A 22,227-nucleotide genomic window follows, 5' to 3' on the forward strand; every position below is an offset into this window, starting at 1 on the left:
GCGTTTTTCATTTCTGAGGTGTGATCAATGGGTGTTTTTGAGCGTTACCTGACCGTGTGGGTCGGGCTGGGCATTCTGGCCGGGGTGGGCCTGGGGCTGGTCATGCCGGGCGTGTTCCAGGCGGTGGCCGCGATGGAAATCGCGCAGGTGAACCTGGTGGTCGCCGTGTTCATTTGGATCATGATCTACCCGATGATGATCCAGATCGACTGGCATGCGGTGAAGGACGTGGGCAAGAAGCCTCAGGGCCTGGTGCTCACCCTGGTGGTCAACTGGCTGATCAAGCCCTTCACCATGGCGGCGCTGGGCGTGCTGTTTTTCCAGTATGTGTTTGCGGGCTGGGTCGATCCGCAATCGGCCAGTGAGTACATTGCCGGCATGATCCTGCTGGGTGTGGCACCCTGCACCGCCATGGTGTTCGTGTGGAGCCAACTGGTCAAAGGCGATGCCAACTACACCCTGGTGCAGGTGTCGGTGAACGACCTGATCATGGTGGTGGCGTTTGCACCCATTGCCGCCTTTCTGCTCGGCGTGACCAATGTGACTGTGCCGTGGGAGACGCTGCTGCTCTCGACCGTGCTGTACGTGGTGCTGCCGCTGCTGGCGGGCATGGCCACGCGCCAGCTGCTGGTGAAACAGTCGCCTTCAGCGCTGGGACAGTTCGTGGCGCGCCTCAAGCCCTGGTCGGTGGTGGGACTGATCGCCACCGTGGTCCTGCTGTTCGGCTTCCAGGCCGGCACCATTGTCGAGAAACCCGGGGTGATTGCGCTCATCGCCGTGCCGCTGATCCTGCAGTCCTACGGCATCTTCTTCATCGGCTGGTGGGGCGCGAAGTGGCTCAAGCTGCCGCACGACGTCGCCGGACCGGCCTGCCTGATCGGCACGTCCAACTTCTTCGAGCTGGCCGTGGCGGTGGCGATCTCGCTGTTCGGCCTGAACTCGGGCGCGGCGCTGGCCACCGTGGTGGGCGTGCTGGTGGAAGTGCCCGTGATGCTCTCGCTCGTGGCCATCGTCAACGCCTGGAAACCCCGGACCGCCTGAACCCGCATCAGACCTTTTCTTCATGCCCGACATCACGATCTATCACAACCCCGCCTGCGGCACCTCGCGCAACGTGCTGGCCATGATCCGCAACAGCGGGGTGGAACCCAACGTCATCGAGTACCTCAAGAACCCGCCCAGCACACAGCAGATCCAGGCCTGGCTCGCCGCCATGGGCGCCACGGTGCGCCAGGTGCTGCGAGAAAAAGGCACCCCCTTCGCCGAGCTGGACCTGGGCAACCCCAAATGGACCGATGAACAGCTGCTGGCCTTCATCCAGCAACACCCCATCCTGCTCAACCGTCCCTTCGTGATCACGCCGCTGGGAGTGCGCCTGTGTCGCCCTTCCGAGGTCGTGCTCGACATCCTGCCGTATCCGCAGCAGGGCCCCTTCATCAAGGAAGATGGCGAAGTGGTCATCGATGTAAAAGGTCGCCGTGTCTAAGTCCGTCTCCAAACCCCTGGCCGACCTGCCGCAGGTGCAGGCCGAACATTTCCGGGTGCCCGATCCGGCGCGGCTGCTGCGCCCGCACTCGGCTCACGCGCCGCGCATCTTGCTGCTGTACGGCTCCCTGCGTCCGCGCTCCTTCAGCCGACTGCTGGTGGAAGAAGCCGCCCGGCTGCTACAGGCCATGGGCGCGGAAACGCGCATCTTCAACCCCAGTGGACTGCCCCTGCCCGACGACGCGCCGGACAGCCACCCTAAGGTGCAGGAACTGCGCGAGCTGACGCTGTGGTCCGAAGGCATGGTCTGGTGTTCGCCCGAACGCCACGGCGCCATGACCGGCATCATGAAAGCCCAGATCGACTGGATCCCCCTGGCGGCCGGCGCCGTGCGCCCCACCCAGGGCAAAACGCTGGCGGTGATGCAGGTGTGCGGCGGCTCGCAGTCCTTCAACGCGGTCAATCAGATGCGCGTGCTCGGCCGCTGGATGCGCATGGTCACCATCCCGAACCAGTCGTCCGTGGCCAAAGCCTTCCAGGAGTTCGACGACCACGACCGCATGAAGCCGTCGAGCTACCACGACCGGGTGGTCGATGTGATGGAGGAGCTGGTCAAGTTCACCTGGCTGACCCGCGATGTTTCGCCCTACCTGGTGGACCGCTACAGCGAGCGCAAGGAAAGCGCCGAAGAACTGATGCGGCGGGTCAACCTGCCCAAGGCGGTATGACCTCCGGCGCCATGGCAGACGCAGCATGACGCCGAGTCACGGATGAGCCCAGAAATCGCGTCCGACGGGGGCGCGGTCTCGGCCCGTCGGGCCGTGCTCTCGTTTCTGGTCGCGCTGGTCCTGTCGCTGGCTTTGTATGCCTGGCTGCCCTACGAGGCGTCGGTCACCAAAGGCCTGTGCCTTCTGGTCTTCATCGGGACGCTCTGGCTGACGGAAGCGGTTCCTCTGCCGGTCACGGCGTTGCTGGTGCCGGTGGGTGCGCTGGCGCTGGGGTTGCCGGGACTCACCACAGTCAAGGTACTGGCGCCCTTTGCTGACCCCATCGTGTTCCTGTTTCTGGGTGGCTTTGCCCTGGCCAGCGCCCTGCGTGCCCAGCAGCTGGACCGCAAGATGGCCGGCTTCCTGCTGTCACTCTCAGGCGGCCATCTGGGCCGTGCCGTGTGGCTGCTGTTCGGCGTGACGGCGGTGTTGTCTATGGGCATCAGCAACACGGCCACGGCGGCCATGGTGCTGCCACTGACCCTTGGCATCCTAGGGCCGCTCGACCCGCAGCGGGAGCGGCGGACATTTGCCTTTGTGCTGCTGGGCGTGGCCTATTCCGCCAGCATCGGCGGCATGGGCACCCTGGTCGGCTCACCGCCGAATGCCATCGCGGCGCGTGCGGCCGGTATCGACTTCGCCCAGTGGCTCTGGATCGGTTTGCCTTTGGTGCTGGTCCTCATGCCCTTGATGGTGTTCACCCTCCGGCTGGTGCTGCGTCCGCACCTTGACCGGCGCATCGCCATCACCGAGACCGGCGTGCCCTGGACCGGGCCACGGGTTCTGACGCTGGGTGTGTTTGCCCTGACCGCGCTGGGCTGGACCTTTGGGGCCGAGCCCCTCAAGCAGCTGGGCATTCAGAGCCCGGACACGGTGTTTGCGCTGGCTGCCGCTGTTGCCGTGGTGGCGTTGCGTCTCGCGAGCTGGCGGGAAGTCGCCGAGCACACCGACTGGGGCGTCCTGATCCTGTTCGGCGGCGGCCTGGCGCTGGGTGAAGTGCTCGCCACCTCGGGTGCCTCGCTGGTGCTGGGTCAGCAAGTGGCCAGCCTGCTGCAAGGTGCGGCACCGTGGACCATGTTGCTGGCGGTCGCCGCCTTCATGGTGCTGCTCAGCGAGTTCGCCAGCAACACCGCCGCCGCGGCGCTGCTGGTGCCGGTGTTTGCTGCTGTCGCCAGCCAGATGGGCTTGCCGGTGGAGACGCTCGTGATCGTGGTGGCCCTGGCCGCCTCCTGCGGCTTTGCCCTGCCCGTGGCCACGCCGCCCAATGCCCTGGTGTTCGGTTCACGCCGGGTGCGCCAGCGCGACATGCTGCGAGCCGGCCTGTCGCTGGATCTGGTCTGCGTGGGGGTGTTGACGCTCTGGGGGCTGCTGGCGCTGTCCTGACAGGATCAACCTGACAGGCGCCGTTGATCCGCCTCAAGCCATCGCCAATGACTGCTTGCCATTCGATGGCAGAGGTTGACAATGAACCGGGAGTCACCGCGAAAGGACGTCGATGGAACTGATGCTGAAACTGCTGACGGGTGGGGCTGGCAGCTTGGCCGCCTACTTGGCGGCGCATGTGCTGCTCTGTCTGCTGCCGGCGTTCTTCATCGCTGGCGCCATGGCCGCGCTGATTCCAAAGGCCAGCATCACGCGCTGGCTGGGGCGCAGCACGCCTGCCTACGTCTCCTACCCCGCAGCGGCGGCAGCGGGGTCGCTGCTGGCGGTGTGCTCCTGCACCATCGTGCCTTTGTTCGCCGGCATCTACAGCAAGGGCGCCGGCATCGGCCCGGCCATGACCTTCCTGTTCTTTGCGCCGGCTGGCAACATCATGGCGCTGGCCTACACCGGCAGCATCCTCGGGCCCGAGTTTGCAGTGGCGCGCGTGGTGTTCTGCCTGATGTTCGGCATTGGCATCGGCATCCTGATGGCGCTGGTGTTCTGGCGCGACGACGCCAGCCACGACGCCCAGACCGACACCCTGTTCGCCGCCCAGGCCAGCATCGCCCCGGCGGCGCTGGGGGTGCTGTTGTCACTGGTGGCCCTGCTGATTGCGGGCACGCTGAAGCTGTGGCCATTGACCACCACCGTGGGAACCTTCACCCTGCCGCTGCCCTGGGCCATGGCCTGGCAGGAGACCTTGTTCGGCTGGGTGCCGTTTGACGCCGCCAAAGGCGAAGAAGGCGTGAGCTTTCAGGGCTCGGTGCTGATCGGCCTGCTGCTGCTGATCTCGGCCACGGCCTGGAAGGGCATGGAGGACATCATCGAAGGCGCCAACCGCTGGACCTGGGTCGCGCTGGGCCTGGCGGCCACCACCCTGCTGGTGGCGGCGCTGCGCCTGACGCCGGTGCCTGAGGGGCTGGCTATCGCCCTCACCGGCCGCGCCTTCGGTGTGGCGTTGTCGCTCTGGGCGGTGTGGTTCTATGCCCGGCAACTGCCGGCCGATGACTGGCGCAGCTGGCTGTGGGAGGCCTGGCGCTTCGTCAAGCAGATCTTCCTGGTGCTGGTGATCGGCGTGTTCGTGGTCGGCATGGTGCGCCAGCTGATCCGGCCCGAATGGATTGAGTCGCTGGCGGGTAGCAACACCGTACTGGCCAACCTGGTGGCGGTGGGCTTTGGCGTCTTCATGTACTTCCCCACACTGGTCGAAGTGCCGGTGGCCCGCATGTTCCTGGACCTGGGCATGCACCCCGGCCCCTTGCTGGCCTACCTGATGGCCGACCCGGAACTGAGCCTGCAGAGCATGCTGATGGTGGCCGCGGTGATCGGCCGCACCAAGACCGCCGCCTACGTCGGCTGGGTGGCTTTGTTCAGCGTCTGTGCGGGCCTGATCTTCGGTGCCTGGGTGGACGGTGCGGGCTGGACCTCGCTTGCCCTGCCGCTGGGCCTGTGCCTGGCCGGGCTGGCCGTGGCGCTGGCCTGGTTGCGCCGCCGTCAACGCCAGGCGGTCACCGCCTGAATCTGTTCCCACTTTCCAAGGAGAACCACCATGTTGACCGTCAAGATCCTGGGCTCGGGCTGCGCCAACTGCAAGAAGCTCGAAGCCGTGGCTCGCGAGGCCGCCACCGCCAGCCAGGTCGAGGCTGAATTCCTCAAGGTCACCGACATGCAGCAGATCATGGCCTACGACCTGCTCTCGACGCCCGGTCTGGTGGTGAATGAAAAGCTGGTCAGCAGCGGCCGCATTCCCACCGTGGCGGAAGTTCAGAAGTGGCTGTCCGCGTGACCTGATTCGTGGTGGTGCGCATGACCTGAGTGCCCGCCCGCCGCCCGGCCCGGCGGTTCACTTGTTGCCTGCCAGTCACCACAAGGCGTGGTGAACGGCACCTTCACCACCTGCAGCGTGACGTGGGTGATCTCGAACTGGTCGTGCAGCCGTTCGGTGGCGTCTTTCAGAAACCCATCGTCGGCATGTCCCTGCGGCATCACCAGGTGGGCCGTCATCGCCACCTGCGAGGTGTCCATGGCCCAGATGTGCAAGTCATGAACCCGGCTGACACCCGGCAATGACGCCAGGCAGTCGTGAACCGCCTGCGGGTCCACGCCATCGGGCACGCCGTCAAACAGCAAATGCAGCGACTGCCTGAACAGGCTCCAGGTGCCCCAGAGAATCACCGCTGCGATCAGCAGACTGACCACCGGGTCGAGCCAGTCCCAGCCCATCCAGAGCGTGAGCGCGCCGGCGACCACCACCCCGGCCGACACCAGCGCATCGGCGGCCATGTGCAGAAACGCGCCGCGGATGTTCAGGTCGTGCTCGCGTCCCCGCATGAACAGCAGCGCCGTCACGGTGTTGACCACGATGCCGACGCCGGCCACAGCCATGATGGTCAGGCCCTCGCTGCCCGCCATCGGCTCGGGCGCCAGCAGGCGACCCACCGCCTCCCACACCAGGGCGCCCATCGCGACCAGCAGCAACAAGGCGTTGGCGAACGCGGCCAGGATGCTGCCTTTCTTCCACCCGTAGGTGTGGCGCGGGTTGGGCCGCAGCTTGCCCGCCAGCGCCCCGCCCCAGGCCAGCACCAGCCCGGCGACGTCGCTCAGGTTGTGGCCGGCATCGGCCAGCAAGGCCAGTGAATTGATCTTCCAGCCGTAGAAGGCTTCGATCGCGACGAAGGCCAGGTTCAGCGTGATGCCAATGGCAAAGGCTTTGTCGAAACTGGCGTGGGCGTGGCTGTGGTCGTGTCCGGCACTCATCGAGGTTGCTTTCTCAAGCGCGGCGCATCACGCCAGACAGATCGGTGCCCGGCGCCACCGTGTTGAACACCGTGCCGTATTTTTTGACGTTGTCGTGCAGCAGGTCAATGCGCCGATCCGTTTCATCGGTGTCCACGACGACTTCATAGCGGATGCTCTCCATCTTGGGCGGCACGTCCTGGCGCACGCCGTCCACGATCACCCTCACGCCGCGCAGCTCGAACTTGAGGATGGGCACCACACGTTCGATGCCTTTGATCATGCAGGCCGAGAGCGCTGCGAGCAGCAACTCGGCCGGGTTGAACGCGTCCGGGTTGCCGGCCATGTCGGTGTCCAGGCTGATGCGGGCCGACTTGCACAGGGACTCGCTCTGGTGGGCGTCGATGCGCTGTGACTCGACGTGAAAACGCATCTTGGTGGGTGAGTCGTTCATGGGAAGTTCCAGATGATGAGGGGTGACAGCCCGGGCCATGCAGGCGGTTTGCTTGCGCCGGTGGTGTGGTCACATGGGTCAATTGTGGGCTCACACCCAGGCCAGTCCGGCCGCCGACCAGTACAGTCCCGCAGCGCCCAGCAGCGTGGCAAAGCTGCGCCTCCCCGGCAGCCAGTGCTGCCAGGTGGTTGCCCGCTGGATCAACCTCGATGCGCCAGCCGGCATGGCCCCAGCCAGCAGCACCAGTGCACTGTGGCCGATGCCATATGCCAGCAGCAGGGCCGCGCCCCAGAGCGTGGAAGTGCCCAGCCAGGCACCGGAACCCGCCACCGCAAGGGCTGCGGCCAGTGCCGGGGTGGCGCAGGGACTCATGACCGTGCCGATCAGGCCGCCCAGCAACAGCGCCCCGGGGTGACCGGATCGCGACAGCGCCGGCTGCCAGCGCTGTGGCAGACCCAGCCCGCAAACACCGGTCGACGAACGCCAAAGCCACGCCGCCAGCCCCACCAACATCAGGCCCACAACCACCAGCCAGGGGCCTGGCAAGGCCCCCATCAGAAGGCCCAATCGGGCCGCCGCCAGCCCCATGAGCACCAGGGTGAGGTTCATGCCGACCACAAAGCTCAGCGTGAGTGACCATGCGCGGCGTGGGCTCTGTGCCTGCCCGCCGACAAACCCCACCGCCACCGGCACCGCTGCCAGCACGCAGGGTGAGGCCGAAGTCAGCAGGCCGCCCACAAACGCGGCGATCAGGCCCTCTTCGCCCGTCATGGCTTGAGCGGCACACCCAGGCGGGCCAGGATGTCCTCGGCGCTGATCTTTCCCATGTTCCGCCCGGTCTCGCGGCCCTGGGCATCGAAGAACACCTGAGTCGGCATGAGGCGGATCTGGTAGCGGCCGATGGTGTCGCGCTGTTTCAGGATGTCCACGTCGGCCACCGTGATGCGGTCGCCGTGCGACTGCGCCAAGGCTGCGAGCACAGGCTTCATTTCACGACAGGTGACACAAGCGTTGGCACCGAACTCGATGACGGCTGGCTTGCCGGCCGCCAGTGCCAGTGCGACCGGGTCGGTGGTTGCGCCCACCTTCGGCGCGGCCGGTTCCTGAGCGCGCTGCAGGTACATCGCGACCCCGGCCAGCAGGGCCAGCAGCAACCCGGCAACACCCCACCAGCGGATCGACTTCAAGGCCATGCTCAGCAGCACCCGGCTTGGGCGGTTGAGTCCACAGCCGTGCCGCAGCAACCCGCCGCCGAAGCGCTCATTGCCGACTCAGTTACCCCACCACCGCAACAGGCGCTGGCGGCCGGCTCGGGGGCCACGCTGCCACCACAGCAAGACGACGCCGCAGCAGCTGGAGCCTCGTAGCGCTGGCCGATGACGGGGAAGTTCTTGCGCATCCATTTGAGCAGGCCACCGTCCATGTTGCTCACGCGCGTGAAGCCCTGGAACTGCAGGTAGTAGGTGGCCTTGAGGCTGCGCTCACCGCTTTCGCAAACCAGCACCAGCTCTCGGTCTTTGGGCAGTTCGCTCCAGCGCTGCTCCAGTTCAAACAGCGGGATGTTCACGATGGCCGGCACGTCAAAGGCGGTGCGGGCCACTTCAGCGCGTTCGCGCACGTCCACCAGCCCAACCCCTGGACTTGTTTGTCCTTCTTGCGGGCGTCGTCGTCCTTGGCGTCGCGGGAGAAATAGCCGTACCAGTTCTCTTCACCGCTGACGAAGCTGCCCCAGGGCGTCTTGCCCGTGCCGCAGTTGTTCAGCGTGCCGCGGCACAGGGTCGCGTCGGGGCTGAACTTGGTGACCAAGTGTTCGCTGCCACGGGCCGGGCCGTGGATGGCCGCGGTGGTCATGGCGGTGATGCGGCGATTGAACGGCGAAGCGGCCTTGTGGGCCCACTGCTTGCCGCTGGACTGCACTTCCACAAACGAGAGGCCGTGGATCGCCAGTTCCTTGTCCACTTCAGCCGCGGGGCGGGGCAGCGTCGAGGCGCCGCCATTGGCGTGAATGAAGAAGGAGGCGAGTTTCTCGTCGGTGGTGGCCTCGTGGTTCACGCCCAGGATGCCGCGGCTGTTGAAGCTGGCGGACGGCTTGCCCGAGGCATCCAGGCCGAACCATTCCATGCCGTCGTGGTGGTCGCCGGCACGTTGTTCGAACTGCGTGTCGGTCCCGTCGTTCTTGTAGGCCGGCACACCGGCGGCCAGCGGGTCACCCAGGGCGTAGATCACCTGGGCCGAGTAGCCTTCGGGGATGCTCACCTTGTCGGCGGTGGTCTTGGCCACGGGCTTGAAACCCAGGCGGTCCACCGAGGCAACGCTGCCACCGCTGCCACCGCTGCCGGTGGTAGCGCAGCCGGTCACGGCGGTGGCGCCCAGTGCGGTGGCGGTCAGGCCAGCGCCACGGAACAGGCTGCGGCGGCTCAGGCGGTTGCCCAGCACCTCTTCAAAGTGCGGGTTGGCGCTGGTGTTGGAGTTCTCGTCGTTGAAGAGTAAGCGGCCGGCCATCCCACCTTGGCTAGGCATCGGTGTGGGATGCCGCTAGATTGGCTATCGGAGGTTCAGGATGCGCCGGGCACCGCTGAGCACTATCAGCGCAATGACTGCGCCAATCACGAGGTCAGGGTACGAGGAGCCCGTCCAAGCGACCAAAACACCAGCGACTATCACCCCCGCGTTTGCGATCACATCATTCGCAGAAAAAATGTAGCTTGCCGTCATGTGGGCGCCCCGATCCCGCTTCTTGGCGATCAGCACCAGGCAGGTGACGTTGGCGATCAATGCGACCAGCCCGATACTCATCATGAGCATGGACGCCGGCTCACTTCCCACAACTGCCCGCCGAACGACCTCCAAAAGCGCGCCAAGCGCAAGCACGACTTGCAACCAACCAGCGATGTGCGCTGCCTTCATCTTCAAGGCGGCGGCGCGGCCCACCGCATAGAGCGCCAGTCCGTAGACCGCCGCATCGGCGAACATGTCAAGCGAGTCCGCTATGAGACCTGTGGACTGGGCGATCAGGCCAACGATCAACTCAAAGACAAACATCGCACCGTTGATAGCGAGCAGCAGCTTTAAGGTCCGAGCCTCAGAGGCATTCCCCTCTGCGTCTGGGGCCGTAGACTCGTCGCTTTGCACGCTGTCCAACACTTGCGCGCCGAGGTTGAGAGGGATGAGACGGCCCAGCAGCTCTTGCGTACTTCCCCCATGCTGCACGGTGAGTACACGGTCCTTCAGATCGAAGTCCAGTGCCGCAACAGCCGACGCATCGGCCAGCGCCATCCGAATGAGATTCTCCTCCGACGGGCAATCCATCTTCGGCACGGAGAAACGCGTCTTCCACTGCCCGCCTTCGGTGCGCCTCTCGCTTGTCAGCAGAACCGCACCCAAGTTCAGGGGCGTCAGCTTCTGGGCGATCCTGGCGGGCTCGCCCGAGTGCACCACCCGGAGCTGCCGATGGGCCAGATCGAAGGTCATCGGCCCAACCCCGGTCAGACCACCCAGCGCCATGCGAATGAGGTTCTCCTCGGAGGGGCAGTCCATTCCCGGAACTGAAAATGTGCTCTCCACGGAAGCAATGGCGCTTGGGGCCTCGTCGACCGTCTGCGAATTGCAACTGCTCGAGCAGCTACTGCTTTGACATGTACTCATGTCCCGTATTAGAAACCCTCAAGTAGCTGTAGAGTCAAGCGGTAGGTAGGCAAATATGAAAATCGGTGAACTATCGTCATTGGCAGGGTGCTCCGTTCCCGCGGTGCGCTTTTATGAAGCAGAGGGCCTTCTGCAGGCGCCCCTGCGGGCCGCCAACAACTATCGGCAATATGGCCAACAGCATGTCGACAGGTTGGCCTTCATCGTTCGGTGCCGCTCGCTGGACATGTCGCACGACGATATCCGGGCTCTGCTGCAGTTGCAGGACGACCCCGCCATGTCCTGCGACGAGGTCAATGCCTTGCTAGACGATCAAATGCGCTTGGTAGAGCAGCGAATCGCCGAGTTGCAGGCGCTGCGCAAGCAACTGCGTGCCATCCGCAGTACCTGTGCGGGAGGGGTATGCGTTGGCGATTGCGGTGCACTTGAATCGCTGCGCAGCGCCACTGGGGCAAGCTGGCCAACCGTTCGCTGAGCGGAGCCTCAAATAACGACATTCAGCTCGGTGCGAACCAACGATGCGGTAGCAACTCGTGAACCAGGCTAACCCGTTGCGTCGGCAAGCGAGCCAAAACGTCCTTGAGATACGCATAGGGATCATGCCCATTGAGTCGTGCTGACTGGATGAGCGTCATGACGGCTGCTGCCCTCTGACCAGCTCGTAGGCTGCCCGCAAAGAGCCAGTTGCTGCGGCCAATGGCAATCGGCCGAATCTGGTTCTCGATCCAGTTGTTGTCCACGGGCAGCTGTCCGTCATCGACGAACCGGGTCAAAGCCTCCCAGCGCCGCAAGCTGTAGTCCAGCGCTTTGGCGCTTGCCGAGCCTTCCGGCACCTTCTGGCGTTGCAGCACCATCCACTGGTGCAAGGCATCAAGCAGCGGCTTCGTTTGTTGTTGCCGGATGGTTTGGCGCTGATCGGTCGCAATCTCCTTGACCTCACGCTCGATCTCGTAGACCCGCGCGAACTGCTGCAGCGCGACCTCGGCGATCTGGCTTTGGTTCGCCGCGTGCAAATCGAAGAACTTGCGCCGCGCGTGCGCCAGGCAGCCGACCTCGGTCACACCACTTGCGATCAAGGCCTTGTAGCCGCTGAAGTCGTCACAGGTGAGGCTGCCTCTCCAGTCGCCCAGGAAGCGCCGGGCGTGTTCGCCCGAGCGCGATTCGCAGAAGTCGTAGACGACCGCCTTGATGTTCTCGAAGGCGCCCGTGGCATAGGCCCATAGGTACGCCCGGTGCGCCTTGCCGTTGCCCGGCTTGAGCATGGACACCGGCGTCTCGTCGGCATGCAGCACGCGGCGCTGCAGCAGCTCTGTCCTCATGGCGTCAACCAGTGACTGCAACTGCACGCCACACGAGCCCACCCATTGCGCCAGCGTGGAGCGGGGGATGGCTAGGCCGGCGCGGCCGAAGATCGCTTCCTGGCGGTACAGCGGCAGGTGGTCGGCGTACTTGGCCACCAGCACTTGCGCCAGTAGCCCAGTGGTAGGGATGCCTTTGTCGATGATGTGAGGATCGACAGGCACCTGGTGAATCGTCTCGCACTGGGCACAGGCCCACTTGCCCCGGATGTGGCGCTCCACCGTGAACACGCCGGGCGCGTAGTCCAGCTTCTCGGCCACGTCCTCGCCGATGCGCTTCATCTGGCAACCGCAGGCGCAGGTGGTGGACTCGGGCTCGTGGCGGATCTCGCGCCGCGACAGGTTGGCCGGCAGGGGTGCGCGTTTGGGGACTTGCTTGTCTTGGCGGCCTGCCACTGGCGGCGTGGCCTGCTCGATCTCATCGGCCACCGCCTGCAGGTCCTCATCCAGCGATTCATCGAGCAGGCTCTTCTGCTCGGCGCTGAAGCGCTCCGACTGTGCGGCGAACTTCATGCGCTTGAGCAGTGCGTTCTCGTGCGTGAGCTTGTCGATCTGCGCCTGCTTGAAGACCGCCTCTTGGCCCTGGCGTGCGATCACGCCGTCTCGCTCGGCCAGCTCACCCATCAACGACAGCAGGGCCGCTCGCATCTGCTGCGGCTCCAGGGTGTCAAGGTGGTCTGCGGTGATCACGGGAGAAGATGATGCGGCTAACATCACATTCGCGCATCGGTGCAAGCGCTGATTGCCTGGCCAACGACCGGAGCACTCAAAGTACAGTGATGACTCCAGCCTCGCCGACGTTCTTCCAGGGCAGGCCCAGCACGAGCGCATCGAACTGCGTTCGGCTGAGTGTGGCGGTGGTGGCGGCATCGCGCGGCCAGACGAACTTGCCGCTATTCAGGCGCCGGGCCGCCAGCCAGACACCGATGCCGTCGTGCACCAGCACCTTCATGCGGTTGGCTCGTCGATTGGCGAACAGATAGGCGTGGTGTGGGCGCGCTGCGCCAAAGACAGCCACTACCCGGGCGAGCGCCGTCTCGGTGCCTGCTCGCATGTCCAGCGGCTCGGTGGAGAGCCACAGCGCATCAATGCGGATCATCGGAGCCAGTCGCGCAGCCACGCTGCACATGACGCTGCATCTTCCAGGGGCCAGTTCACGGTGACTACGCTGGCGCTGCGCCGAACATCAACGCGAATCGCACGCGACACGGGCGGCGAGCTGGTCTCGGTTGCTGGGAGCTGTTCAACTGGTGGAGGCAGATTCAGCGCAACGAACTCATTCCGGGGCGCTGGCAACAGGGAGTCTGCTTGCTCGCGCATCCAGCGATGAACGATGTTGGCGTTGATTCCGTGTGCAAGCGCTACGCCGGCCACTGACGCGCCGGAGACCTGGCATTCGGCCACGATCTGGCCTTTAAGTTCCGGGGAGTAGTAGTGCCGCTTGGGGCGCTGGGCGATCGTGTCGTTCGCCATAGTGTGCGTGATGTTCATCGTGCACACGATGCCTCGACACTGGGTCTATCTCAAGATGGGATTGCCGGACGCTTACGTTGAAGAGATCGCTGGGACGTGTTGTCTGTGATTTCACAATGGTCTCTGAAGGGTTGAACAGTCCCTTGAGCATCGACAACAACAGTGAAAATCTCGTGACGGTTTCGAGGCAAATGCGTGTCCAACCCAGCCGCCCCCAGGCGCAAAGTCGGATGTTGCTCCCACCTACAGGTTCATGCCTTCTGCGTCGTGCGCTGCCGCATCGATCTTCGTCTTACCCATGATGATCACATCCCGTGCGGATTCACCACGCATCCAGCAGTCCATCATGTCCGCCCATACTTGCATGAGGACCCGTCGAGGCCCGGACAATCGAGCATGGTTGTAGGCGGCAGCGACCTGGTCCTTTTTCTGATGGGCCAAGCAGGCCTCCACCAATGCCTCCGGGAAGAGCGCGTCGTTGAGGCGTGACGAGAACGTTCGGCGCAGGTCGTGCACGGAGACTGGCAGAAACAGCTCCTGACTGGGTGTTCGATCCTTGTTGATCCGGTCCACCGAAGCGGCGATCGTCCGGTTCAACGTGGCCTGGCTGATTGGCTCGGCGGAGTCATAGCGGCTCGGATGGAGAAAGCTGCTCGACGGGAAACAGGTTCGAAGCGTCGTCAGGATGTCCAGGGCCTGCTCTGCCAGGTACACCGTGTGTGGCTTGCCTGCCTTCATCCTCTCGGCTGGGATCAGCCACTGTGCCCGTTCCCAGTCCACTTCCGCCCAGGTCGCACCGATGAACTCACCTTTTCGCACACCCGTCAGCAGCAAAAACCTGACGGCCAGCCGAAGTGTGGGCGCAGTGCCGGTCATCTCCAGACCGTCAAGCAAGGTCTTGATTTCATACCGGTTCAGGTTGCGCTCGCGCGGGACAAACGTGGCGTAGGCCTTGCGTGCAAGTGCTTCTGCCGGATTGGCGATATCGACGCCCTTACCATTGGCAAACCGGTAGACCTGCAACACCAATTCCCTTGCGTGTACGGCCGGACCTGGGCCTCGCTCCTTCTTGACGCGGTCGAGCAACTCACCCAGCGCCACCGGCTTGATTTCATCAAGATTGAGCTTCCCGAACGGGCCAGCCAGGATGCGCTCGTAGATCGAACGCCGCAAAGCCAGGGTGCTGTCGGCCAGGCGTTCGGCACCGCTCTTGGCGTCGGACTTGAATTCAAAGTACCGGGTCGTCCAGCGCCCGAAGCTCATGGCGTCGGCGACTTCGCTGCGCTGCTCGACCTTGACCCGGGCGGGTGATCGCCCGGAACTGACATCGACACGAGCCCGAGCCAGCAGCAGGCGCGCTTCCTCCAGCGTCACATCCATGCCGTAGGCCAGGTGAGATCGCTGGGCCTGGCGGGCAACCGGTTCATGGCGCCCGATGGTCAGCGTCTCGCGTCGGCCGCTCAATCGGTAGTCGTACCGGAAGGACCTGCTGCCACTGGGCGAGACGACGACGTACAGACCGTTGCCTCCGTCGCTGACCTTGTAGGCCCGCTCACTCGGCAGCAGTTCTCGCAGTTTGGCTTCCGTCAATCCGTGGCGCGTTCTCGCGCTCGCCAGCCCAACCCGCGCCCGTTCCATCAAGGTATCCATGAGGTCTCCGATCCGTTGCATGTCGCAGGACCGAAATACCGTCATGGGGTCTGACGGTATCGCTGCAGGCCCGCCAGCTTAGGTGTCCGGATACCGTCAAGTCAACCGTCAGATCGCTTGGGACGCCCTGGGATGCGATGGGACGCCTTGGGAGGCTAAGTCCTTGTCCCTCAAGGGAAATCGGGTTTTCCTTGGATGTTCCGAAACACCTTGGGACGATCTTGACTCATTCCCACTCGATCGTCGCGGGTGGCTTGGAGCTCACGTCGTAGGTCACGCGGTTGATGCCGCGCACTTCGTTGATGATGCGGCTGGACACCTTCTTGAGCAGCGCGTACGGCAGCTCGGCCCAGTCAGCGGTCATGAAGTCGCTGGTCTGCACCGCACGCAACGCGACCACGTAGTCGTAGGTGCGGCCATCGCCCATCACGCCCACACTCTTGACGGGGAGGAAGACCGTGAAGGCCTGGCTGGTCAGGTCGTACCAGGTCTTGCCGCTGGCGTCGTCCTTGAAGTTGCGCAGTTCCTCGATGAAGATCGCGTCGGCACGGCGCAGCAGGTCGGCGTAGTCCTTCTTGACCTCGCCCAGGATGCGCACGCCCAGACCCGGGCCCGGGAACGGGTGGCGGTAGACCATGTCGTGTGGCAGGCCCAGTGCCACGCCGAGTTCGCGAACCTCGTCCTTGAACAGGTCGCGCAGCGGCTCCAGCAGCTTCAGGCCCAGTTGTTCGGGCAAGCCGCCCACGTTGTGGTGGCTCTTGATGGTCACCGCCTTCTTGCTCTTGGCGCCGCCGGATTCGATCACGTCGGGGTAGATCGTGCCCTGGGCCAGGAAGGTGGCGCCCTTGGTGCCGTTGCCGGCAGCCTTGAGCTTGGCGGCTTCGGCCTTGAACACGTCGACGAACAGGCCGCCGATGATCTTGCGCTTCTGTTCGGGCTCGGCAACACCGGCCAGCTTGCCCAGGAACAGCTCGCTGGCGTCGACCCGGATCACCTTGGCGTGCAGCTTGCCGGCGAACATGTCCATCACCATGTCGCCCTCGTGCAGGCGCAGCAGGCCGTGGTCGACGAACACACAGGTCAACTGGTCGCCGATGGCGCGGTGGATCAGCGCCGCCGCCACGGAAGAGTCCACGCCGCCAGACAGGCCGAGAATGACCTCTTCGTCGCCCACCTGCTCGCGGATCTTCTGCACCGCCTCTTCAATGTGGTCGCGCATGATCCAGTCGGGCCGCGTGCCGCAGATCTCCAGCACAAAGCGCTCCAGCAGCGCCCGGCCCTGCACCGTGTGCGTCACTTCGGGGTGGAATTGCACGGCGTAGTAGCCGCGATCCTCGTCGGCCATGCCGGCGATCGGGCAACTGTCGGTGCTGGCCATGAGTTTGAAACCAGGCGGCATCTCGGTGACTTTGTCGCCGTGGCTCATCCAGACCTTGAGCATCCCGTGCCCTTCGGGGGTCGTGAAATCGGCGATGTCCTTGAGCAGCGCTGTGTGGCCCCGCGCACGGACCTCGGCGTAACCGAACTCGCGGGTGTGGCCGGCCTCGACCTTGCCACCCAGTTGCTGCGCCATGGTCTGCATGCCGTAGCAGATGCCCAGCACAGGAATGCCCAACTCGAATACCGCGTCGGGCGCCTTGTCGTCCACCTCGTAGACGCTGGCATGGCTGCCCGAGAGGATCACGCCTTTGAGCTGACCGTCGGCAGCGAACTCACGCACCCAGTCGCTGCTCACGTCGCAGGGATGCACTTCGCAGTACACATGCGCCTCGCGCACGCGGCGCGCGATCAGTTGCGTGACCTGGGAACCGAAATCGAGAATGAGGATTTTCTGGTGCTGCATGGCGTTCGGTGATGTCTGCAGGAAAAAGAAAAAGGCCGTCCCGGTGGACGGCCTGATGAGCGGGACTGGTCAGTCCGCGCGGTAGTTCGGCGCTTCCTTGGTGATCTGCACATCGTGCACATGGCTCTCGCGAATGCCGGCCGAGGTGATCTCGACAAATTCGGCCTTGGCGCGCATGTGCTCGATGGTCGGGCAACCGCAGTAGCCCATGGAAGCGCGCAGGCCGCCGGCCATCTGGTAGATGATGGACACGACCGAGCCCTTGTAGGGCACACGGCCTTCGATGCCTTCGGGCACCAGCTTGTCGGCGTTGGGGTTGCCGGTACTGCTTTCCTGGAAGTAGCGGTCGGCACTGCCCTGCTGCATGGCGCCGATGGAGCCCATGCCGCGGTAGCTCTTGTAGCTGCGACCCTGGTACAGCACGATCTCGCCCGGGGCTTCTTCGGTGCCAGCGAACATGCCACCCATCATCACCGTGTTGGCACCGGCCGCAATGGCCTTGGCAATGTCGCCGCTGTAGCGGATGCCGCCGTCAGCGATCATCGGCACGCCGGTGGTCTGCAGCGCGGTGGCCACGTTGTCGATCGCCATGATCTGCGGCACGCCCACGCCCGCCACGATGCGGGTGGTGCAGATGGAACCGGGGCCGATACCGACCTTGACACCGTCGGCACCGGCCTCCACCAGCGCCAGCGCGGCGCTGCCGGTGGCGATGTTGCCGCCAATCACATCCACCTGCGGGTAGTTCTGCTTGACCCAGCGCACGCGGTCAATCACACCCTTGCTGTGGCCATGTGCGGTATCGACCACGATGGCGTCCACACCAGCCTTGACCAGGGCTTCGACACGTTCTTCTGTGCCCTCGCCCACGCCCACCGCAGCACCCACGCGCAGGCGGCCGGCGGCGTCCCGCGCGGCATTCGGGAAATTCAGTTGCTTGGTGATGTCCTTGACGGTGATCAGGCCCTTGAGCTCAAAGGCGTCGTTCACCAGCAGCAGGCGTTCCAGCTTGTGCTTGTTCAGCAGCGCCTTGGCCTGTTCGGGCGTGGTGCCTTCAGGAACGGTGATCAGGCGCTCGCGGGGCGTCATGATCTCGCTGACCGGCAGGTCGTAGCGATTTTCGAAGCGCAGGTCGCGGCCGGTGACAATGCCGACCACTTTGCCCGCATCCACCACCGGAAACCCGGAAACCCCCAGGTCGTCCGAGAGCTTCATGACCTGGCGCACCGTGGTCTGGGGCGTGATCACCACCGGATCGCGCAGCACACCGGACTCGTAGCGCTTGACCTTGGCCACATGCGCGGCCTGTTCCTGCGCCGAAAGGTTCTTGTGAATGATGCCGATGCCACCTTCCTGCGCGATGGCGATGGCCAGTCGGGCTTCGGTCACCGTGTCCATGGCCGCCGAGACCAGAGGCAGGTTGAGCTTGATGTTGCGGGTGAACTGGGTGGCCAGCGAGGTGTCCTTGGGCAGGACTTGCGAATAGGCCGGGACGAGCAGAACGTCGTCGAAAGTGAGCGCTTTGCCGAGGAGGCGCATGGATAAAGCTCCAAAAACACTATTGTACCCGCGCGCTTTCGCCACCGTCGTCCAGCGATCTGTTCGACCGGACATCCGGCCACACCCTCCGGATGTCCGCCCATCCGCAGGATGCAATTCGTTACACCCGGACGCCCGTCGCCCGGCAGTACACTGAAGCCATGAAGTCCTCTGCCTCCTCTTCGCTGCCCTCGCGATCCGTGGCCCGTCCGGCCTTCCTGGCCCTGGTGCTCCTGCTGGGTACCGGCAGCGCGTTCGCCCAATGGCAGTGGATCGATGGCCGGGGCCAGCGTGTCTTCAGCGACACCCCGCCGCCAGCCGGCACGCCCGACAAGAACATTCTCAAGCGCCCTGGTGGTCGTGCCATGGCGCCCCCCAGCCCGACCGAGACACCCGACACGCCTCCCACGCAGGCGGCTGCTGCGCCGGCAACACCCCGTCCCGCGACACAGGACACGGAACTGGAAGCGCGCAAAAAACAGGCTGAGCAGGCCGAAGCCGCCAAAAGGAAGGCCGAGCAGGAAAAGTTCGTCAAGAGCCGGGCCGAGAACTGCGAGCGGGCCAAACGCGCCAAGACCACGCTGGATTCGGGTATCCGGGTGGCCACGACCAACGCCAAGGGTGAGCGCGAGATCATGGACGACGCCGCGCGGGCCTCGGAATCCCGCCGCATCGACGAGATCATCAAGTCCGATTGCGGGCCCCTGCCCGCCTCCGACGCCACTGTGGCGCGTTGATGCTGGCCGGGCGGCTTCAGTAGCCCGCTTTGCCGCCGGGCCGGCGGCGCGAGAACAGGCCGGCTGATCGGGCCCCCTGCCCAACAAAACGTTCCCGCCGCGCGACTTTGGGATCGACCCGCAAAGGCCGGTAGATCTCGACCCGGTCGCCCTCGCGCAACATGGTTTCAGCCGCAGCGCGGTGGTTCCAGATGCCCAACTGCAGCCGCTCGCTGCCGATTTCCGGAAACCGCTGCAGCCAGCCCGACAACTGCAAGGCCTGTTGCAGGGTGCAGGCATCGGGCACCTCCATGACCAACTCCTGCACCGAACGGGGCACGGGTGCGTAGACCAGGCTGATCCTCATGCGCTGCCGTAGACCTGGTCGGCCCGTTTGACAAACGCATCCACCAGGCTGCCGGCGATCCGGTCAAAGACCGGACCAACCAGTGCCGCCAGGGCCATGCTGGAGAAGCCGTAAGTCAGGCGGAACTCCACCTTGCAAGCCTTCTGCGACCCGTCGCCCAGCGGGATGAAATCCCAGACGCCTTCCAGGTGCGAGAACGGCCCGTCCACGAGGGCCATCTTCACCTGCTGGCCCTCGATGTGGTGGTTGCGGGTCGTGAAACTCTGGCGCAACCCGCTCAGGGCCATGCCGACGCGCGCCACCATGCCGTGCTGATCGGATTCGAGCACTTCGGTGCGGTCGCACCACGGCAGGAACTGGGGATATTGCTGCACATCGGTCACCAGCGCGAACATTTCGGGCGCACTGTGCCACAGCAGAACAGACTTGTGGATCGTTTTCATACAATCGGGCGCTTGGCAACGCCGCCAACCGGCGTGCCGGCGCGGCGACACGCTGCTGTCATTGTAGGGGCCATGGAAATCCACCATCGCACCCCCACCTGTATTCCATGGTCACCAAACCCAGCAAATCCGACAAGGGCAAGCCCGCCGACGCGCGCATTGCCGACAACAAAAAGGCTCTCTTCAATTACCACATCGAAGAGCGGTACGAGGCCGGCCTCGTGCTGCAGGGCTGGGAGGTCAAGGCCCTGCGCGAAGGCAAGGTCCAGCTGACCGATGGCTACGTGGTGATCCGGCAGGGCGAGCTGTTTCTCATCGGCTGCCAGATCAATCCCATCCGCACCACCTCCACCCACCTCACGGCCGAAGCCGCCCGCACCAAGAAGCTGCTGCTGCACAAGGAGCAGATCCAGAGGCTGGTCGGCAAGGTCGAACAGCGGGGCTTCACCCTCGTGCCTCTGAACCTGCACTGGAAAAGTGGCCGGGTCAAATGCGAGATCGCGCTGGCGCGCGGCAAGGCCGAGCACGACAAACGCGACACCATCAAGGACCGCGAAGGCAAGCGCGAGGTCGAACGCGCGATGAAGAGCCGCCATCGCTGATTTTTTCGACCGGGGCGGAATAAACCAGCCACCTCGCGTGTTCATGTCGATGTTCCCCTCACCACCAGGAGTTCATCCATGCGCCCTCTGTTTCTCGCCCTCACGCTGAGCGGCACCGTGCTCGCCGCCTGCAGCACGCCCGCAAGCGCCCCCGCTTTGGCCAGCCAGGACCGGCTGACCGGCCCCAACGGCATGACGCTCTACACCTTTGACCGCGATGTGGCCCACAGCGGCAAATCGGTCTGCAACGGGCCCTGCGCCACCAACTGGCCCCCGCTGCTGGCGCAGGAGTCGGACCAGGCCCGCAGTGGCTACACGGTCATCACGCGCGACGACGGCCGCAAACAATGGGCGTACCAGGGCAAACCCCTGTACTTCTGGATCAAGGACGCCCAGCCCGGCGACATCACCGGCAACGGCGTCAACAACCTCTGGCGCACCGCCCGCCCCTGAGCTCGGCGCCGGACCGGGCACGCCGTGGAACAGGACCAGTTGCTCCAGCACCTGCCAGCCCTGAGGCGCTATGCCCGGGCGCTGACCGGTGATGCCTGGGCCGCCGACGATCTGGTGCAGGACACCCTGGAGCGCGCCTGCAGCCGCTGGCGGCTCTGGCTGGCGGGCTCCGACCTGCGGGCCTGGCTGTTCACGGTGATGCACAACACCTACCTGAATGGGCGCCGCTCGGCGCTGGCACGCCCCGTGGCGGTGGGGGTCGATCCCGAAGACACCGATCTGCCCGGACCGGCTTCGCGGCGCGACGACCTGCTGGACCTGCAGCGTTGCCTGCTGCTGTTGCCCGACGAGCAGCGCTGCGTGCTGTTGCTGGTGGGCATGGAGGACATGCCGTATGCCGACGTGGCGCGTGTGCTGGGCATTCCGCTCGGCACGGTGATGTCGCGCCTGTCGCGCGCCCGAGCCCGTTTGCGCGAACTCATGGAGGCGCCAGCCCGCCCGGCGCCCACCACCGCGCCGGCGCCGCTGCGACGCCTCAAGTAAGCCCCCCCATGAAAGACCTTCACGCGCCCTTCTCTGCCGACACGGCCGAAACCGAGGCCTGGGCACAACAGGATGCCCTGCTGCAGACGCTGCACGCCGACTCGGTGCGCGAGCCGCTGCCCGAGGCTTGGGTCGCCCAGGCGCGGCAGGCAGGCGCCAGCCGCGCCCGCGCGCGACGCATCGGACGCGTGGGAGCAATGACGCTCATGGTCGTGCTGGCTTTTGCCTCGGGCTGGTGGTCGCATGGCGACCTGCCCGCCAACAGCCCGGCCCTGATGGCCCGCCACTTTGCGCAGGATGCAGCGCTCGCACACGCGGTCTACACGCCGGAGACCCGGCATCCGGTGGAGGTCACAGCCGCGCAGCACGACCACCTCGTGCAGTGGCTCTCGCGCCGCCTCGGACGCTCCTTGCAGGTGCCCCACCTGAAACCCTTCGGGTACCAGCTCGTCGGCGGCCGGTTGTTGCCTGGCGACGAGGGGGCACGGGCGCAGTTCATGTTCGAAAACGACCGGCAGCTGCGCCTGACGCTTTACATCGGTGGCCTGCCGTCAGAGGACAGCGCCGAGACCGCCTTCCGGTTTTCCGACGACCGGGGCGTGGCGCGTTTTTATTGGGTGGAGCAAGGCACCGGCTATGCCCTGGCCGGCGCACTGCCCCGGGCCGAACTGCTCGCGCTCGCCCAGACCGTGCACCAGCAACTGTCAGCGGCGTCCCCCGGCTCCTGAGCC

At 65.1% G+C, this 22,227-nt stretch carries 27 protein-coding genes; 12 read left to right on the top strand and 15 right to left on the bottom strand.

The window, feature by feature from the left end; genetic code table 11:
• The first annotated feature begins 27 nt into the window (after positions 1-27).
• The 6 genes from arsB (at position 28) to L0977_RS15815 (ending at position 5,460) form a co-directional block, all read left to right on the top strand.
• Positions 28-1,041 (top strand): ACR3 family arsenite efflux transporter, encoded by a 1,014-nt coding sequence (arsB, locus tag L0977_RS15790; protein WP_234265816.1) that lies wholly within the window; start codon positions 28-30, stop codon positions 1,039-1,041.
• 22 nt (positions 1,042-1,063) lie between these two features.
• The gene (gene arsC, locus L0977_RS15795; protein WP_234265817.1) at positions 1,064-1,486 is read left to right on the top strand and encodes an arsenate reductase (glutaredoxin); all 423 of its coding nucleotides are present in this window, start codon (positions 1,064-1,066) and stop codon (positions 1,484-1,486) included.
• Complete coding sequence (arsH, locus tag L0977_RS15800) at positions 1,479-2,213, top strand: arsenical resistance protein ArsH (RefSeq protein ID WP_326491078.1); 735 nt, start codon at positions 1,479-1,481, stop codon at positions 2,211-2,213. Before arsC ends, arsH begins: the two co-directional genes overlap by 8 nt.
• A gap of 42 nt (positions 2,214-2,255) precedes the next feature.
• The gene (locus tag L0977_RS15805) at positions 2,256-3,635 is read left to right on the top strand and encodes an SLC13 family permease (RefSeq protein WP_234265818.1); all 1,380 of its coding nucleotides are present in this window, start codon (positions 2,256-2,258) and stop codon (positions 3,633-3,635) included.
• A gap of 112 nt (positions 3,636-3,747) precedes the next feature.
• Entirely contained in the window at positions 3,748-5,193 is a 1,446-nt protein-coding gene (locus L0977_RS15810) for a permease (protein ID WP_234265819.1), read from the top strand.
• A 30-nt stretch (positions 5,194-5,223) separates the two neighbouring features.
• Positions 5,224-5,460: a thioredoxin family protein gene (locus L0977_RS15815; protein ID WP_234265820.1), complete on the top strand. Its 237-nt coding sequence runs from the start codon at positions 5,224-5,226 to the stop codon at positions 5,458-5,460.
• Here L0977_RS15815 and L0977_RS15820 read toward each other — a convergent pair.
• The 7 genes from L0977_RS15820 to L0977_RS15850 form a co-directional block, all read right to left on the bottom strand.
• Positions 5,439-6,431 (bottom strand): cation diffusion facilitator family transporter, encoded by a 993-nt coding sequence (locus L0977_RS15820; RefSeq protein ID WP_234265821.1) that lies wholly within the window; start codon positions 6,429-6,431, stop codon positions 5,439-5,441. The two genes, L0977_RS15815 and L0977_RS15820, sit on opposite strands and share 22 nt — an antisense overlap.
• Before the next feature lie 13 nt (positions 6,432-6,444).
• Complete coding sequence (locus tag L0977_RS15825; RefSeq protein ID WP_234265822.1) at positions 6,445-6,864, bottom strand: OsmC family protein; 420 nt, start codon at positions 6,862-6,864, stop codon at positions 6,445-6,447.
• Between the two features lie 90 nt (positions 6,865-6,954).
• Positions 6,955-7,635: a cytochrome c biogenesis CcdA family protein gene (locus tag L0977_RS15830; RefSeq protein WP_234265823.1), complete on the bottom strand. Its 681-nt coding sequence runs from the start codon at positions 7,633-7,635 to the stop codon at positions 6,955-6,957.
• Complete coding sequence (locus L0977_RS15835; protein ID WP_234265824.1) at positions 7,632-8,057, bottom strand: thioredoxin family protein; 426 nt, start codon at positions 8,055-8,057, stop codon at positions 7,632-7,634. The genes L0977_RS15830 and L0977_RS15835 overlap by 4 nt, the downstream gene beginning before the upstream one ends.
• Positions 8,058-8,059: 2 nt before the next feature.
• Positions 8,060-8,464, bottom strand: coding sequence for a rhodanese-like domain-containing protein (locus L0977_RS15840; protein ID WP_234265825.1), 405 nt, complete (start codon positions 8,462-8,464; stop codon positions 8,060-8,062).
• Complete coding sequence (locus L0977_RS15845; RefSeq protein ID WP_234265826.1) at positions 8,428-9,366, bottom strand: PhoX family protein; 939 nt, start codon at positions 9,364-9,366, stop codon at positions 8,428-8,430. Before L0977_RS15845 ends, L0977_RS15840 begins: the two co-directional genes overlap by 37 nt.
• Positions 9,367-9,408: 42 nt before the next feature.
• Entirely contained in the window at positions 9,409-10,509 is a 1,101-nt protein-coding gene (locus L0977_RS15850; RefSeq protein ID WP_077446928.1) for a cation transporter, read from the bottom strand.
• 55 nt (positions 10,510-10,564) lie between these two features.
• Between L0977_RS15850 and cadR the strand changes: the two genes are divergently transcribed.
• The gene (gene cadR / locus L0977_RS15855) at positions 10,565-10,984 is read left to right on the top strand and encodes a Cd(II)/Pb(II)-responsive transcriptional regulator (protein WP_010791743.1); all 420 of its coding nucleotides are present in this window, start codon (positions 10,565-10,567) and stop codon (positions 10,982-10,984) included.
• A 22-nt stretch (positions 10,985-11,006) separates the two neighbouring features.
• Here the strand turns inward: cadR and tnpC are convergent, their stop codons facing one another.
• From tnpC to guaB, 6 genes are all read right to left on the bottom strand, one after another.
• The gene (gene tnpC, locus L0977_RS15860; protein WP_234265827.1) at positions 11,007-12,557 is read right to left on the bottom strand and encodes an IS66 family transposase; all 1,551 of its coding nucleotides are present in this window, start codon (positions 12,555-12,557) and stop codon (positions 11,007-11,009) included.
• A 76-nt stretch (positions 12,558-12,633) separates the two neighbouring features.
• Positions 12,634-12,966 carry an IS66 family insertion sequence element accessory protein TnpB gene (tnpB, locus tag L0977_RS15865; RefSeq protein ID WP_003121550.1) on the bottom strand — a complete coding sequence of 111 codons (333 nt, stop codon included), beginning with the start codon at positions 12,964-12,966 and terminating at the stop codon, positions 12,634-12,636.
• Complete coding sequence (gene tnpA, locus L0977_RS15870) at positions 12,963-13,358, bottom strand: IS66-like element accessory protein TnpA (protein WP_006217728.1); 396 nt, start codon at positions 13,356-13,358, stop codon at positions 12,963-12,965. The genes tnpB and tnpA overlap by 4 nt, the downstream gene beginning before the upstream one ends.
• A gap of 225 nt (positions 13,359-13,583) precedes the next feature.
• On the bottom strand, positions 13,584-14,990 hold the full coding sequence (locus tag L0977_RS15875) for a tyrosine-type recombinase/integrase (protein ID WP_234265828.1): 1,407 nt from the start codon (positions 14,988-14,990) through the stop codon (positions 13,584-13,586).
• A gap of 226 nt (positions 14,991-15,216) precedes the next feature.
• Positions 15,217-16,833 (bottom strand): glutamine-hydrolyzing GMP synthase, encoded by a 1,617-nt coding sequence (gene guaA, locus L0977_RS15880; RefSeq protein WP_234265829.1) that lies wholly within the window; start codon positions 16,831-16,833, stop codon positions 15,217-15,219.
• Positions 16,834-16,902: 69 nt separating this feature from the next.
• Positions 16,903-18,372, bottom strand: a complete 1,470-nt coding sequence (gene guaB / locus L0977_RS15885; RefSeq protein ID WP_234265830.1) for an IMP dehydrogenase — start codon at positions 18,370-18,372, stop codon at positions 16,903-16,905.
• 161 nt (positions 18,373-18,533) lie between these two features.
• Here guaB and L0977_RS15890 point away from each other — a divergent pair, with 161 nt between their 5' ends.
• Entirely contained in the window at positions 18,534-19,109 is a 576-nt protein-coding gene (locus tag L0977_RS15890; RefSeq protein WP_234265831.1) for a DUF4124 domain-containing protein, read from the top strand.
• Between the two features lie 16 nt (positions 19,110-19,125).
• Here the strand turns inward: L0977_RS15890 and L0977_RS15895 are convergent, their stop codons facing one another.
• Both L0977_RS15895 and L0977_RS15900 read right to left on the bottom strand, forming a co-directional pair.
• A complete protein-coding gene (locus L0977_RS15895) occupies positions 19,126-19,455 on the bottom strand; it encodes an RnfH family protein (RefSeq protein ID WP_234265832.1) in 330 nt (109 codons plus the stop codon).
• Entirely contained in the window at positions 19,452-19,898 is a 447-nt protein-coding gene (locus L0977_RS15900; protein ID WP_234265833.1) for a type II toxin-antitoxin system RatA family toxin, read from the bottom strand. Before L0977_RS15900 ends, L0977_RS15895 begins: the two co-directional genes overlap by 4 nt.
• Before the next feature lie 107 nt (positions 19,899-20,005).
• Here L0977_RS15900 and smpB point away from each other — a divergent pair, with 107 nt between their 5' ends.
• The 4 genes from smpB to L0977_RS15920 all read left to right on the top strand — a co-directional run bounded on the left by smpB (position 20,006) and on the right by L0977_RS15920 (position 22,224).
• Positions 20,006-20,500 (top strand): SsrA-binding protein SmpB, encoded by a 495-nt coding sequence (smpB, locus tag L0977_RS15905; RefSeq protein WP_234265834.1) that lies wholly within the window; start codon positions 20,006-20,008, stop codon positions 20,498-20,500.
• Between the two features lie 78 nt (positions 20,501-20,578).
• Entirely contained in the window at positions 20,579-20,953 is a 375-nt protein-coding gene (locus L0977_RS15910) for a COG4315 family predicted lipoprotein (RefSeq protein WP_234265835.1), read from the top strand.
• A gap of 24 nt (positions 20,954-20,977) precedes the next feature.
• Entirely contained in the window at positions 20,978-21,496 is a 519-nt protein-coding gene (locus L0977_RS15915; protein ID WP_234265836.1) for a sigma-70 family RNA polymerase sigma factor, read from the top strand.
• Positions 21,497-21,504: 8 nt separating this feature from the next.
• Positions 21,505-22,224 (top strand): anti-sigma factor family protein, encoded by a 720-nt coding sequence (locus tag L0977_RS15920; RefSeq protein WP_234265837.1) that lies wholly within the window; start codon positions 21,505-21,507, stop codon positions 22,222-22,224.
• The last annotated feature ends 3 nt before the right edge of the window (positions 22,225-22,227 follow it).

The organism is Hydrogenophaga sp. NFH-34, from assembly GCF_021401345.1.
Taxonomy (GTDB): domain Bacteria; phylum Pseudomonadota; class Gammaproteobacteria; order Burkholderiales; family Burkholderiaceae_C; genus Hydrogenophaga; species Hydrogenophaga electricum.

Excerpts from the sequence above, each read along its gene's own strand:
- L0977_RS15920 (WP_234265837.1), top strand. The coding sequence starts at position 21,505 with ATGAAAGACCTTCACGCGCCCTTCTCTGCCGACACGGCCGAAACCGAG.
- tnpB (WP_003121550.1), bottom strand. The coding sequence starts at position 12,966 with ATGATCCGCATTGATGCGCTGTGGCTCTCCACCGAGCCGCTGGACATG.
- guaA (WP_234265829.1), bottom strand. The coding sequence starts at position 16,833 with ATGCAGCACCAGAAAATCCTCATTCTCGATTTCGGTTCCCAGGTCACG.
- L0977_RS15875 (WP_234265828.1), bottom strand. The coding sequence starts at position 14,990 with ATGGATACCTTGATGGAACGGGCGCGGGTTGGGCTGGCGAGCGCGAGA.
- L0977_RS15830 (WP_234265823.1), bottom strand. The coding sequence starts at position 7,635 with ATGACGGGCGAAGAGGGCCTGATCGCCGCGTTTGTGGGCGGCCTGCTG.
- L0977_RS15810 (WP_234265819.1), top strand. The coding sequence starts at position 3,748 with ATGGAACTGATGCTGAAACTGCTGACGGGTGGGGCTGGCAGCTTGGCC.
- arsB (WP_234265816.1), top strand. The coding sequence starts at position 28 with ATGGGTGTTTTTGAGCGTTACCTGACCGTGTGGGTCGGGCTGGGCATT.
- L0977_RS15815 (WP_234265820.1), top strand. The coding sequence starts at position 5,224 with ATGTTGACCGTCAAGATCCTGGGCTCGGGCTGCGCCAACTGCAAGAAG.
- L0977_RS15890 (WP_234265831.1), top strand. The coding sequence starts at position 18,534 with ATGAAGTCCTCTGCCTCCTCTTCGCTGCCCTCGCGATCCGTGGCCCGT.
- L0977_RS15805 (WP_234265818.1), top strand. The coding sequence starts at position 2,256 with ATGAGCCCAGAAATCGCGTCCGACGGGGGCGCGGTCTCGGCCCGTCGG.
- L0977_RS15820 (WP_234265821.1), bottom strand. The coding sequence starts at position 6,431 with ATGAGTGCCGGACACGACCACAGCCACGCCCACGCCAGTTTCGACAAA.
- L0977_RS15910 (WP_234265835.1), top strand. The coding sequence starts at position 20,579 with ATGCGCCCTCTGTTTCTCGCCCTCACGCTGAGCGGCACCGTGCTCGCC.
- L0977_RS15900 (WP_234265833.1), bottom strand. The coding sequence starts at position 19,898 with ATGAAAACGATCCACAAGTCTGTTCTGCTGTGGCACAGTGCGCCCGAA.
- L0977_RS15835 (WP_234265824.1), bottom strand. The coding sequence starts at position 8,057 with ATGGCCTTGAAGTCGATCCGCTGGTGGGGTGTTGCCGGGTTGCTGCTG.
- smpB (WP_234265834.1), top strand. The coding sequence starts at position 20,006 with ATGGTCACCAAACCCAGCAAATCCGACAAGGGCAAGCCCGCCGACGCG.
- L0977_RS15895 (WP_234265832.1), bottom strand. The coding sequence starts at position 19,455 with ATGAGGATCAGCCTGGTCTACGCACCCGTGCCCCGTTCGGTGCAGGAG.
- L0977_RS15850 (WP_077446928.1), bottom strand. The coding sequence starts at position 10,509 with ATGAGTACATGTCAAAGCAGTAGCTGCTCGAGCAGTTGCAATTCGCAG.
- cadR (WP_010791743.1), top strand. The coding sequence starts at position 10,565 with ATGAAAATCGGTGAACTATCGTCATTGGCAGGGTGCTCCGTTCCCGCG.
- arsC (WP_234265817.1), top strand. The coding sequence starts at position 1,064 with ATGCCCGACATCACGATCTATCACAACCCCGCCTGCGGCACCTCGCGC.
- L0977_RS15825 (WP_234265822.1), bottom strand. The coding sequence starts at position 6,864 with ATGAACGACTCACCCACCAAGATGCGTTTTCACGTCGAGTCACAGCGC.
- L0977_RS15845 (WP_234265826.1), bottom strand. The coding sequence starts at position 9,366 with ATGGCCGGCCGCTTACTCTTCAACGACGAGAACTCCAACACCAGCGCC.
- guaB (WP_234265830.1), bottom strand. The coding sequence starts at position 18,372 with ATGCGCCTCCTCGGCAAAGCGCTCACTTTCGACGACGTTCTGCTCGTC.
- tnpA (WP_006217728.1), bottom strand. The coding sequence starts at position 13,358 with ATGAACATCACGCACACTATGGCGAACGACACGATCGCCCAGCGCCCC.